Raw genomic sequence first — 11,880 nt, forward strand, 5'->3', positions numbered from 1 at the left:
CTGGTTTTATGCCGGTCCATTTTTTTGAGGTCATAGAGCGACACTCTCGGGGTCATAGAGAACTTTTCACTGTCCAGCATCAAAGTAAAATAAATTAAACGGGGCACGTTCAACATAATTAGATGAGCGTTTTTCAGCACCTTCCTCAAATAGCATTTCCAGATTAGATTTCTCTTTTAAAGCAGCATACTGGAAAGCATCTTTGGTTGCGCTTGACATATTTTTGATAGAGAACGCATAGAGGCAATTGCATTCATCAACGATGACTTTATTTCGTTCAGTTCCCGCATTAGCTCTTTCGTTGGTATCTTCAGGACTGCGGTCAGGAGGCATAAGAATAGGTTTCCAATTGGGGTCAATCTGTCCATTTGGAAGTCGGTCGGGACGTTGAACCCAATGAGCCGGATGAACGATAACTTGCAATCCTCTGGCTCTAGCTTCATCAGCGGCATAGGTATCGGCTCCTTTGGCACCACCAGAAACAACGATACAATCATTGGGAAGAGCATTAATGAATTGAGCGATCGCTTGTTTAGCCCATGAAGCACGGCGAAATTCTCTAGAACCAATGACCGCTACATAAGAACCAGGCCGCACCTCTCTCCCATATTTTTCAAATCGTTTTGGGTCTTCTAAATCAGGAATGGGGTCTGGCAAATTAACTTTCGGTTTTCGAACATAAGCAATCAATGTTTTATCAGGTTGATTAAATTCCTGAATCAAATCTTCAATTTCTTCTGTCTCCTCATCCCAATGAACGAATAGATAATCGAGATTGTCAGTTAAAGGCTTATCGCTTATTATCCAGGGAAGGTTGCTGGGCAATTCACTGGGAAGGCTATCACCATGAATGACAACATCTTTATAACCATCGCGAATTAGGTATCGAGCAACCAATCGGTCAAATCCAGTCCCAGAGCCACGAATATGAACCACTGGATTGCGAGTAGGTACACCATTGAGTCTCAAATACCATTCACGATGCCGGTTGACGAGTAACGTTTCTATTTCCAGTTTCATTCGAGGAGTCAATCCAACCAGATTGCTAAGTCCTGCCATGCCGAGATGAAGGCGGCCATCGCTGGTAACGGGGGCATCAGGTTGGTTGGGAACGCGATTATTTTCAATCATCCAGAGAGCTGCTCGATGAATAACGTCCCCATGGCACTCACGGGGGGCGCAATGACAAACCAATTCTATCATGTCCTTGAGCCAGTAGGGAGGCAACGTTGCGGATTGCTGGATAGAAAGGAGAGATTTCATCCCGAATCAGAGGCCATGAGTATCTTTTGAATTTATGAATTGATTGTTCTCTAGTTGTGCTTTCGGAAATGGGATATGGATTGTGCAGGGGCGATCGCGCAATTCCCTGACTGCCTCCTCTACCGATATAGACCCGAGTGAAATCATTATTATGCCAACTTGTTGAAGATAGACCATCATCGCCAGTATCACGAATATTGGTGATGCGACAGTTGCCAACTGAGTTTGGACGTCGGTCTGAATCGGGTTGCGGTGGTGGTTCAGTGTTGGGAGGCTCTGGACTATCAGCAGGTTCACCCTCATCAGTTCGTTCATCGGGAATCAAAACTTCCCAAATTGGTTTTCCTAGACCATCAAAATAATTTTTAGCAAATTGGGTTCTTCTTTCTGTTCCATTGGTTGCCAAAAGTAAATAATCTGATTGTTCAAGCATTTCCATCAATGGTGCTGGTTCTGTTCCTACATTGCGAACTGGAAATGTTCGAGGTATATTGCGATCGCGCCACTGGACAATCAACTCATCACTGGGTAGTTCTTTTTCTTCAATGGCACTGTAGGGTGAGTATTTTCCTTGATAGGGTTTGAGGTCAATCTCAATACTGGCAAATTTAGCCAATGCCCCGAGCGCAATACAGGCGCGTTTCCTAGCCCTTGAATCTGGGTCAGACTTAATGACCGCAGCCAATATCGAATCTTTGGTCAGAGGTTGGTGGCGATCGCTGAATAATTCCCAGGCTTTGAGATAGTCTCTGAAACTGGTTTCGGTCTTGGGTGTCCTGGCGCGTTTGTTGAAATAGTCTTGCTCGAAACGTTCCAACCAATCGGATATAGGGATGGCAGACGTGTCAGGTTCAGGTTCCAACCATTCCGACCAAGTAAATTGTTTGCAAGCTAAGAGACCACCAACACGCATTGCTTCAGCAGCGGCTCGACGGAAACCTGCTGGATTGGCATAGATGCCCAGTTTTAGGTCTTGTTGATGAGGTCTTTATGGTGCTGTTGGGTTTGGGGGGGAAAGTCCCTCGGAGAGTGAGGCGATCGCCTTTTTGTCGCACAGTTACTCCAGCTCGAACTGCTTTCAGTTCGGCGTTGATTTGCTTAAGCCACTCAGAATCGCTTTTCACGCTCCACCTCTGCCCGGTTGAAGGCTTCCCTAATCTTTACCCTAAATTTCAGCGTCACATATGGTAGCATAACGCTGCATCCCGCATTCTGTCGATTGCTTCTCTTGAACGCGGTTGCTTGCAAATAATAAAGGGCTGACACCCTTATGTAGTGAATGGCTCAGGCGGGATTTGAACCTGCGACCTTGGGCTTATGAGTCCCCTGCTCTAACCACTGAGCTACTGAGCCTTGGTTTTGCACCTTTACTATCATAGCAAATTTTTCCAGTTTGTAAACCCCTTTAGCAAAATTTTTTTGAAAATTCCCCAAACCCTTATCTGGCAAGGCTTTTCGCCTCCAGGGGTTGCGTTCCGAGCAAAGCCTCGGAAGCAGGGGGTTTCCCCAGTGCTTTTTTTTGCGGGTGCTAATTGTTTGAACTGCTCACCGGGCGAAAGGGTTGGAAAAAATTGAGCAAACCGAGCAAAGAGCGAGACTGCACCCACAAGCGCCCGGTTCCCTGAAAGCGACAGACCAATCCTTCGCCGCCAAACACGCCGGTTGCCAATCCGCGAAAGGACAATCCGCCAATATTCTCCACCGAATAATTCAAACTCTCCTCAAACGCCACAATATAGCCGGTATCCACCACATACTCGCCCGACACGGGAATTTCCACGATCGCGCCATAGGAATTAAACCACAAATCCCCCTCGCCCGTGGCCCTGACCAAAAACAAACCCTCGCCGCTAAAAAAGCCGCGACCCCCTTCGAACCCCGTCTCGATCGCCACCGTGGGACTCGATGCCAAAAACCCACTAGACTGAATCCGCAAACCATTCCCCTGCAAGGAATAATGCTCGATATCCCCGGGAACTGCAGGGGAGACAAAAATCTCCCCTCCTTTTCCTTGTGCCGTAAACTCGCTAATAAACAACGACTCGCCACTCATCATCCGCCCGAGTCCTTGCATCATTCCACCCTGCATGCGCGATTTCATCTGAATTCCAGAATCCATCGCCGCCATTGCTCCCGACTCGATTAACACCGATTGATTCGGTTGCAACTGCAGCCGCAAAGACGCATAAGCCGGAGAATGTTCGATTTCAAAAGCAATTTCACCACTCATAATTTCCCTCAAATTTTCAACCTGCAAACCCATCACCTACGCATTACTTTGTCTCGGCGGTAATTGCCCGCCTACCAAGCGGCCAAACGCCTCAGCATTGTGGGTTTGGCAAAACAGCCGCCCCACCCCTTTAAACCGACAAACCAAGCCTTCGCCACCCAACCAAGCACTCAGCCAGCTACTTCCCGGCGGTTTCATCACGTCAAAATTCAGGCTTTTTTCAAACGCCACAATATGCCCGGTATCCACAATATACTCCCCATTCACCGGCACTTCATAAATAGCCCCAAACGAATTTAACAACAACTCTCCCATTCCCCCCACATCCAGCCAAAACATATTTTCTCCCGAAAACAGGGATTTAAACCCTTGAAATCCCAACTCTACCTCTACCCCCGTACTACTTGCCAGGTAAGATTTCGCCTGAACCACCAAGCCGTTACTGCCCATCGAATAATGAAAAATATCCCCTAAAATTTGCGGAGCGAGAAAGATTTCTCCCGGGCTTCCGAGGGCGCGAAATTGGCTTAAAAATAAAGACTCTCCCGCCAAACTGCGCTTCAAACCGCCCAACATGCCCCCGCCCTTGCCTTTTCTCAGGGTGGTGTTGGTTTGGAAATTGGCGCTCATAGAAATCATCGCCCCGGCTTCGGCGATAATTTCCTCCCCCGCATCGAGTTGAACCTGGGCGATCGCGCTTTCTGGTTGCTTTAAAATTGTAATTTCCATCCTCTTTTTATCCTCTAAAAATTTACCAACAAAATTCCTAGCGCACTTTCGATCGCAAAAAGCTCACCAAACCATCCAAAGAGCGCGACTGCAAATACACCTCCCCGCGACCTTGTAGGCGATTCACCAATCCTTCTTGTGAGGTCATGGAAGCCAACAATCCGCCAGAGAACCGCAGACCCATTTTAATGCTGGGAGAATAGGCAACTAAATGGCCATTATCCACAATCAAATCGCCATCCATAATTTTTTTCGTCAAGCCGCCATAGGCACCAAAAAACACTCGTCCCGTGCCGCTGAGTTTCAGTTTAAAGAATCCTTCCCCGGCGAAACCACTGGTGAATCCCGCCCATCGCAGGCCCAATTGTATTCCGGGGGTATGGGCGATATAGGCCCCGGGTTGAAAGCAAATGGCCGAATTTGTTAATTCCACCCCGGCGATATCGCCAATTGTCGCTTGCGAGAGTACCAGAGTTAGGGGTTGGGCGGTGTCATTTTTAAATTCATTCACGAACAGAGATTCCCCGCCAAAGGTACTACGCAACCAAGCGCCAAAGATATTCCCAGAAACGCGAGATTTCATCGACAGGCGAGAGTCCATACTTATCATGGCACCGGCTTCGGCGGTGATGCGTTCTCCGGGGCTGAGGGTGACGAAAATGGTGGCAAAGGAGGGTTTATAACGGATATCGTATTCCACGAGTCGGGGTCTCCTGCGAACAACGGTGCATTGATATCGACGAGTTTGGCAAAGTTTGCGGCGATCGCGCGGATTTGTTCAGGAAAAACCAATAAAGCGCCAGAGGGAGCGGAAATCACCCCGGCGCAGGGAGCAAGGGGGCAATGTTGAGTGCCAGAAATTGACGGCGAGACGGTAAATTTATGATTGTAAAAGTCCACCCCCAGCCTCTACTATGCCTAAACTTCCGATGACGACACTCTCTGCAGCGCTGTGGTTGCTGCTAAGCATCACTGTGAATGGCGTATTCTGCGCCGGGGTCGCCGCCCTAGCAACGCCCACGCGGGATGACTGGATCTTGCTGTTGGTCCTGACGGGGGGTTGCGCCCTGTTATTTGGATTGAGCGCCTCGTTATTGGAGCCTTCCGCGATCGCCCAGCACTGGGACTGCTCCCCCAATGCCCACAGCGCCAGTTTTCCCGATCGTAGCAGAAGCGGATTTGTCTTGGCGGATCGTCGCATCGGCCCATTAGTGGCCCGTTTGCCTTTCCCGGCGTTTGGCTTTTGGCTGTGCCCGGTGCTATTCCTGGGAACCAGCGTGCTGCTGTATTTTTTATTGCAAAATGATTCGGTATCCCCGGATTTTTACCCCACGGCGGGCTATTTGGCGATGTTTTTATTTATCTTGGGCACGGCGTTGCCCACCGGGACGATTGTACTGCAACGGTGGCAGCTCTCGAAACAGCAGCCATGCAAGAACCGCGAGGGATTGCTGCAGGCGGTGAAGCGAGAAGTCAGCGCCCGATCGCGACAGTCTCTCCATTATGCGGTGCGCGAATATCTGGCGCGAGAGGAATCCCCGGGGGAAATGCCTCGGATTTGGGAAGTGGAGGTGAAAATTGGCAAGCATCCGAAGCAGTCGGTGGAGAAAGAGGAACGGATTTTGCAGGTACTTGAACGGCGGGCGAAGGCCCCGGGCGGGGTAGAGGCGCTGAATGCGGTGGGGGCGCGGGTGGATACTGAGGCTCAGACCCTGCGGGTGGCGAGGATTGGCGGGATTGTGTTGATTTTGGGGGCAGCGGGGGCGGGGAAAACCTCCACGTTGCTGGAATTGGCGGAGGATCTGTGCGATCGCGCGGTGGGGGATGAAACTGCCCCGATGCCGGTGGTGTTGGACTTGAAAAGCTGGAGAAGCGATCGCCACTTCAGCAGTTGGTTAGTGAGGGAAGTGAGCTGGAAATATGGGGCGAGCAGAGTGTTAGTCCGGAAATGGGTGGCGAGCGATCGCTTGTTACCGTTGCTCGATGGGTTGGATGAAATCCCAGAAGACCGACAGGAGCAATGTTTGGAGACGATTTCGCGGGCGCGGGGGCAAGATGGGCGATCGCTGCCGTTGGTATTGTGTTCGCGCATGGATACTTACCAGCGTCGCAAGTCTCGCCTGCATTTATATGCCGCGATCGGCTTGCAACCCCTCACGGTGTCCCAAGTTGAGGAGTATTTGCGCTCGTCTCGCAGTCGGGAATTGTGGGAAGATTTACAAAGCAATCCGGGGTTATTAAAATTAGCTAAAACGCCGCTGCTGTTAAATTTAATGACTTTAGCTTATGAGGAAATTTTAATTCATTCTTGGAAGCGACTCACCTCCCGCGAAGAGCGCATCGTTTATCTGTTTAATGCCTACATTCGCCGCCAATTGACCCGGGATCTTCCTTCCCGCGCCTATGGCAGGCGCGGACAACCGCCCAATGCAGAGCATACCCGCTATTGGTTGCGCTGGCTGGCCACCACCATGACGAGGGCAAATCTAACCGCATTTTCGATTTCAGAATTGCCCCCCATTCGCTTACCCGCGAAGGGAAAGGATTTAATCTATCCCGTGGGCATTGTGGTGAGTTATTTTTTGGTGTATAGTGTAGTTTTCGCCGCAATTTATGGCGGGGAAGCTTGGAAGATTTATGGGATATTTTTTGGGATAATTGCGTTAAGTGCTGCCGGGTTGGTGGCGTTAAAAGTGCCGGATGTGAATCTGACAACCGTCTCGCACGAACGACTGTGGCGATCGGCGGTGGGTTCTCTCCTGTTTGCCCTGCTGGGATTGCTCGGTTTTCAGGCGATCGGGGCGCTGATTTCCCATATTTACGCCCAAGAGGGCTGGGTGATGTATGGGCTGTCGGTGCTGTTTTTTATTGCCGCCGTGCTGCCGATTTTTGGCGCGATCGCCGGGGCGATCGTCGGTATCCCCTGGATGCAGCATTTAACCGTGCGACTGATTCTCTGGCGCGATGGCGAAACGCCCTGGGATTATACTAAGTTTCTCAATTATGCCGCAGAACGGCTGTTTTTGCAACGAGTCGGCGGGCGATATCGCTTTCTCCACGACATGCTGCGCGATCGCTTGAGCGAGTAAGAAAGGCGATCGCGCCTCCCCTCCCCTCCCCTCCATCGGTGCGATCCCTATGTTAGGGTGATGGCACGCGATCGAGATTCGCACATTCCCCTCGCGAGCCTTGCGTTGTCCCTCGGTTCTATAGTATCTCGGAACCGGCGCGATCGTTGCTCCTCTCACCCCACCTTTCTCTGAGGCGGGGCTTTTTTGGCGGGCATCATACTCAATTTGCTATAATTTTATCTCATCATCAATTACCCACCCTTGAGGTAAAACCTAAACAATCGGAATGTAAAATGTCACAGCAAAAACTAGCGGTTGCCATGATTCATGGCATTGGCGTGGCGGATAACAATTTTGACAGTGGAATCAGTCAGGAACCGACTTTTTTCCAACCCACGATCCAGGGGATTCTCGCGAACTTTGCCGCCGAATTAGAGATTGACGAATCCGAAGCGCGATCGCGTCTGGCGATCGAGCCGATTTACTGGGCGAATTTGGTGCAAGAAGAACAAGACCAACTCTGGGAAAAAATTAATTCCGAATCCCTCAACTATGGCCAACTGCGATTCTTTTTCGTTGCCTTTCTCGGGGATACCGTTGCCTATCAAATCACCTCGCAGAAAGATAGAACCCTCTACGATCGCATTCATCGCCAATTTTCCCAAGGGTTGAAAAATTTAGCCCAAAAAGCCGGCAGCAAAGCGCCGTTATGCGTCATCTCTCACAGCCTCGGTTCGGTGATTGCCAGTAATTACTTTTACGATTTGCAGCAATTCAGAAACAGCGCAGACAAGCAGGGGGTAATCCCCGAATTGGTGAAGAGCGAAATCGGAGATACGGCTTTAGAACTGGGAGAAACTTTACAGTTATTCTATACTCTAGGGAGTCCCTTAGCCCTATGGAGCTTGCACCAAAAATTCGACCGCCCCATTCGCGTGCCGGCGGCGGATTTGCAGCAGTATTATCCCGGTTTATTCGGGGAATGGATTAATTTTTACGATGACTCGGATGTTATTGCTTATCCGTTAAAACCGATTAGTCCGGAATACGAGAAAGCGGTAACAGCAGACAAGTCGGTGAATGTGGGCAGTGTTTTAACCAGTTGGAATCCCCTGGCACATCTTTATTATTGGAACAGTGAGGCGATCGCCAGAGAGATTGCTCGCCGTTTAGCCAAAACTTGGCAAACCCTGAATCAAGGGTGAAAGGGAATTGGGGAACAGTCGTGCAAAAAACGTCGGGGCACACCGTGGTGACCCCGACCAAAAATCTGTTGGTTGGCAAACAGGGGAAGTTATCCCCGATTTGCGCTAAAACATGATATTATTTTTTAGATGCTAATTCCGCTTTTTCATCTAAACGAGCGGCAACATTGGTTTCGCTCTTCTTCAGGGAACTCGGACCGGCAGGCCCTTCCATCGAGACGATACCTTCCGTCGGACCGCCGATCGCTTTCCATGCCGGTAAAGCGCCTTTGACTTCAGCAACGTTGATAAACCCAGCATCGCGCAGGCGATTTGCCGCTTGAGCCGTTTCTTGGTCGCTGTCGCCATAAACGTAGATATCGCGGCGCGCTTCTAAGTTGCTGTTGTCGGGAGAAGAAGGCAGACTATCCATCGGCATCGGAATCGCACCGGTAATGCGCTCGTAGTTGAACGCCTCGCGCGATCGCACGTCCATAATCGTCAAACCGGGTTCGCCCCACTCCAGACGCCCTTTCAAGTCCTGCGGACTCACTTGAGGTTTTAAACTCGGCGGCGTCGGGGTGATATCCGGCATATTTTCTTTTGCCTGAGCAATATTGTCTGAAACGTTAGCCATGATAAACTAAAATCCTAACTTCACATTATGTAAAGTTTAGTAAATTCCACCGCCCCCATACATCTTCCTTTGGGTAGAATATTTGATTTCCATGCCCGGTAAGTTTGGCTACCCGGGTTTTATAGAACTGGGGGAAGAGGCAAAAATATTGCCCTAGATAGAGAACGGTTTCTTTCTGTGGATAGATGCTCAGATGGGGCAGGCGGCGAGGAAGGAGAAATAGAGAATTGAGAAGGGAGAATCATGGGGGGAGGCGATCGCCCAGGCGGTGAATCCAGGGGGCGATCGCGCCACAGGATCCCCCTGGAGTTCCCGATTTTGCGACCCTGCAACCGCGAAAGCAAGCCAGAAAACAAGATTGTGCTGGTTTTAGGAGTAAAATTGAAAGCCGAACCCCTGAAACGAACAAGAGGTCAGAACTGGATCGTGCCATCATCTTATCCGAGAAAACGATTTGCCCAACATTGGTTGCGAAGCGAGAAAGTATTAAACCAGATTCTCAGTGCAGGGCAGATATCCCCGCGCGATCGCATCCTCGAGATTGGACCGGGAACCGGCATCCTCACCCAGCAATTATTAACCTTCGCCCAGTCGGTGATTGCCGTAGAAATCGACCGAGATCTGTGCCAAAAACTGCGGCAAAAATACGAGAAAACCGATAATTTTTTACTTTTAGAACGAGATGTCCTATCATTGAATATCGCAGCAGAATTGGCGCAAGCGGATGAGAAATTTCAGCATCCGAATAAAGTCGTCGCCAATATTCCGTATAATATTACCGGTCCGATTTTAGAAAAACTGCTCGGAAAGATCGGCCAACCGGCACAGAATCCGTATGAAGCGATCGTGCTGCTGTTGCAAAAAGAAGTGGGGGAACGGTTAGTAGCGGATCCGGGGTCGAAAGCATTTGGGGCGCTATCGGTGCGAGTGCAGTATTTAGCCGAATGCGAGTATATTTGCCCAGTACCGGCCAAAGCATTTTACCCGCCGCCGAAGGTAGAATCTGCGGTAGTGCGCTTGCGTCCTCGGAGGGTGGAAACCCCTGCCGAAGATCCGCGCCAGTTAGAGAGTTTGGTGAAAGTGGGGTTTGCCAACAAGCGCAAAATGTTGCGAAATAACTTAAAAGCGATCGTCGATCGCGATCGCTTGAGCCAGTTTCTGGAACAATTAGAGATTAACCCTCAATCGCGCGCCGAAGACCTCAGCGTTAGAGATTGGGTCGCCTTGAGTAATTTGTTAACCAGCCACAAATTACCGTTGTGAACTGAGATGAATGACCATGCGTTCTTACTCGTTGATTGCCCCGGCAAAAATAAATCTCTATTTAGAAATTATCGGCGATCGCCCCGATGGCTACCACGAACTGGCAATGGTGTTGCAAAGTATCGATTTAGCCGATCGCCTACAGATTGCCCCCAATAGCATTCAAGGGTTTCGCATCCATTGCGACAACCCGCAAGTGCCCACCAATGAAACCAACCTTGCCTATCGCGCCGCCAAACTGATGCAAGACCGGTTCCCCAGTGTATTCGATCGCTATGGCGGTGCAGATATTACCCTAGACAAACAGATTCCCATAGCTGCCGGCTTGGCGGGGGGATCCACCGATGCGGCAGCAGTGCTGGTGGGACTCAACCTGTTGTGGAAACTGGGATTAACCCAGCCCGAATTGCAAGATTTAGCCAGCGAAATTGGATCCGACGTGCCCTTTTGCATCGCTGGGGGAACCGCCCTCGCCACCGGGCGGGGAAGCGACTTAGAACCCTTGCCCGATGTAGATAGTTTGCATCTAGTGTTGGCAAAATATCGGGATTTAGCCGTATCCACCCCTTGGGCCTATCAAACCTATCGGCAACAATTTGGCAGTACCTACATCTCGGAAGCGAAAGATTTAGAAGGGCGGCGCAAGCGAGTTCACTCCGGATCCATGTTAAGCGCGATCGCCCAAGGCGACGGCGAAAAAATTGCCCAACTGCTGCACAACGATTTAGAAAAAGTGGTATTGCCCGCCTATCCGCAGGTATTGAAACTGCGCGAAGCCTTTGAAGAGTGCGATATCTTGGGAACCATGATGTCCGGGTCCGGTCCGAGCGTATTTGCGATCGCCCATTCGCGGCAGAAAGCAGAACAAGCGCGGGAAAAAGTCAAAGCTGCGATCGCCGATCCGAATCTAGACTTATGGGTCGCCAAGTTTATCAATACCGGCATTCAACTGGCATCGCAAGTCCCCTAGGCGATCGATTCCCCTTTGCAATTCTCCTACCCTTTCAGTTGTAAACCGTAGCAGATAGAATTTCCACCTGCAAACCATGACTCATCACAACTCCACAGACAATCAATCCAGCAAAAGCCCAGCCCCACCCACATCATCCCAAAGCGAACCCCCCATCTGGCGGTGCTTTTTTGGTTCTGGAGTCGCGGCGGCGATCGCAAGAGCCTGCATGTTGCTCACCGCTTCCATTGCCGAAACCTTTGCCAGCAAACCCATTCATTCCACCAATCCCACAGCGGTGAATATTTCCATCGCCGTGCGGACCTTAGTCACCGGCATCACCACCCTAGGCACCTTCGTCTTTGCCTTTGCCGCCTTTGGGTTATTTTGTCTGGGAATTCAACTGATTTTCCAAAGATTGACCAACAAACCCAAATCAGAATTACAAGAACGGGTGGATGAAGGATGAAGGATAACCGGTGACGTACTCCCGACGCCGACCGCTTAGGCGGTACGGCGCGGGCTTCTGGGCCGAGACCTTTGAGATCTGGGTT

General features: G+C 50.4%; 11 protein-coding genes and 1 tRNA gene. 5 read left to right on the forward strand and 7 right to left on the reverse strand.

Annotated elements, in window-relative coordinates; genetic code table 11:
- Positions 1-66: 66 nt before the first annotated feature.
- The 6 genes from LKK83_RS17465 to LKK83_RS17490 form a co-directional block, all read right to left on the reverse strand.
- Positions 67-1,131, reverse strand: coding sequence for an SLOG family protein (locus LKK83_RS17465; protein WP_324632535.1), 1,065 nt, complete (start codon positions 1,129-1,131; stop codon positions 67-69).
- Positions 1,132-1,168: 37 nt separating this feature from the next.
- Complete coding sequence (locus tag LKK83_RS17470) at positions 1,169-2,176, reverse strand: hypothetical protein (protein WP_324632536.1); 1,008 nt, start codon at positions 2,174-2,176, stop codon at positions 1,169-1,171.
- Between the two features lie 367 nt (positions 2,177-2,543).
- Positions 2,544-2,616 (reverse strand) — tRNA-Met (locus LKK83_RS17475).
- Between the two features lie 175 nt (positions 2,617-2,791).
- Entirely contained in the window at positions 2,792-3,493 is a 702-nt protein-coding gene (locus LKK83_RS17480) for a TIGR00266 family protein (protein ID WP_324632538.1), read from the reverse strand.
- 36 nt (positions 3,494-3,529) lie between these two features.
- Positions 3,530-4,222 (reverse strand): TIGR00266 family protein, encoded by a 693-nt coding sequence (locus tag LKK83_RS17485; RefSeq protein ID WP_324632539.1) that lies wholly within the window; start codon positions 4,220-4,222, stop codon positions 3,530-3,532.
- 37 nt (positions 4,223-4,259) lie between these two features.
- Complete coding sequence (locus LKK83_RS17490) at positions 4,260-4,922, reverse strand: TIGR00266 family protein (protein WP_324632540.1); 663 nt, start codon at positions 4,920-4,922, stop codon at positions 4,260-4,262.
- A 229-nt stretch (positions 4,923-5,151) separates the two neighbouring features.
- On the opposite strand from LKK83_RS17490, the gene LKK83_RS17495 reads away from it, so the two are divergent.
- Both LKK83_RS17495 and LKK83_RS17500 read left to right on the forward strand, forming a co-directional pair.
- On the forward strand, positions 5,152-7,311 hold the full coding sequence (locus LKK83_RS17495; RefSeq protein ID WP_324632541.1) for an NACHT domain-containing protein: 2,160 nt from the start codon (positions 5,152-5,154) through the stop codon (positions 7,309-7,311).
- 275 nt (positions 7,312-7,586) lie between these two features.
- On the forward strand, positions 7,587-8,498 hold the full coding sequence (locus LKK83_RS17500) for a hypothetical protein (RefSeq protein WP_324632543.1): 912 nt from the start codon (positions 7,587-7,589) through the stop codon (positions 8,496-8,498).
- Between the two features lie 118 nt (positions 8,499-8,616).
- Here LKK83_RS17500 and LKK83_RS17505 read toward each other — a convergent pair whose 3' ends face one another.
- Positions 8,617-9,114 carry a rhodanese-like domain-containing protein gene (locus LKK83_RS17505; RefSeq protein WP_324632544.1) on the reverse strand — a complete coding sequence of 166 codons (498 nt, stop codon included), beginning with the start codon at positions 9,112-9,114 and terminating at the stop codon, positions 8,617-8,619.
- A 426-nt stretch (positions 9,115-9,540) separates the two neighbouring features.
- Here LKK83_RS17505 and rsmA point away from each other — a divergent pair, with 426 nt between their 5' ends.
- The 3 genes from rsmA (at position 9,541) to LKK83_RS17520 (ending at position 11,795) form a co-directional block, all read left to right on the forward strand.
- Positions 9,541-10,377, forward strand: a complete 837-nt coding sequence (rsmA, locus tag LKK83_RS17510; protein WP_324632545.1) for a 16S rRNA (adenine(1518)-N(6)/adenine(1519)-N(6))-dimethyltransferase RsmA — start codon at positions 9,541-9,543, stop codon at positions 10,375-10,377.
- Between the two features lie 16 nt (positions 10,378-10,393).
- Positions 10,394-11,347, forward strand: a complete 954-nt coding sequence (ispE, locus tag LKK83_RS17515; protein WP_324632547.1) for a 4-(cytidine 5'-diphospho)-2-C-methyl-D-erythritol kinase — start codon at positions 10,394-10,396, stop codon at positions 11,345-11,347.
- Between the two features lie 76 nt (positions 11,348-11,423).
- Positions 11,424-11,795, forward strand: a complete 372-nt coding sequence (locus tag LKK83_RS17520) for a DUF3082 domain-containing protein (protein ID WP_324632546.1) — start codon at positions 11,424-11,426, stop codon at positions 11,793-11,795.
- The last annotated feature ends 85 nt before the right edge of the window (positions 11,796-11,880 follow it).

The sequence above is a fragment of the Phormidium sp. CCY1219 genome (assembly GCF_035615515.1).
Taxonomy (GTDB): Bacteria; Cyanobacteriota; Cyanobacteriia; order Cyanobacteriales; family Laspinemataceae; genus CCY1219.

Excerpts from the sequence above, each read along its gene's own strand:
- LKK83_RS17465 (WP_324632535.1), bottom strand. The coding sequence starts at position 1,131 with ATGATTGAAAATAATCGCGTTCCCAACCAACCTGATGCCCCCGTTACC.
- LKK83_RS17470 (WP_324632536.1), bottom strand. The coding sequence starts at position 2,176 with ATGCGTGTTGGTGGTCTCTTAGCTTGCAAACAATTTACTTGGTCGGAA.
- LKK83_RS17480 (WP_324632538.1), bottom strand. The coding sequence starts at position 3,493 with ATGAGTGGTGAAATTGCTTTTGAAATCGAACATTCTCCGGCTTATGCG.
- LKK83_RS17485 (WP_324632539.1), bottom strand. The coding sequence starts at position 4,222 with ATGGAAATTACAATTTTAAAGCAACCAGAAAGCGCGATCGCCCAGGTT.
- LKK83_RS17495 (WP_324632541.1), top strand. The coding sequence starts at position 5,152 with ATGACGACACTCTCTGCAGCGCTGTGGTTGCTGCTAAGCATCACTGTG.
- LKK83_RS17500 (WP_324632543.1), top strand. The coding sequence starts at position 7,587 with ATGTCACAGCAAAAACTAGCGGTTGCCATGATTCATGGCATTGGCGTG.
- LKK83_RS17505 (WP_324632544.1), bottom strand. The coding sequence starts at position 9,114 with ATGGCTAACGTTTCAGACAATATTGCTCAGGCAAAAGAAAATATGCCG.
- ispE (WP_324632547.1), top strand. The coding sequence starts at position 10,394 with ATGCGTTCTTACTCGTTGATTGCCCCGGCAAAAATAAATCTCTATTTA.
- LKK83_RS17520 (WP_324632546.1), top strand. The coding sequence starts at position 11,424 with ATGACTCATCACAACTCCACAGACAATCAATCCAGCAAAAGCCCAGCC.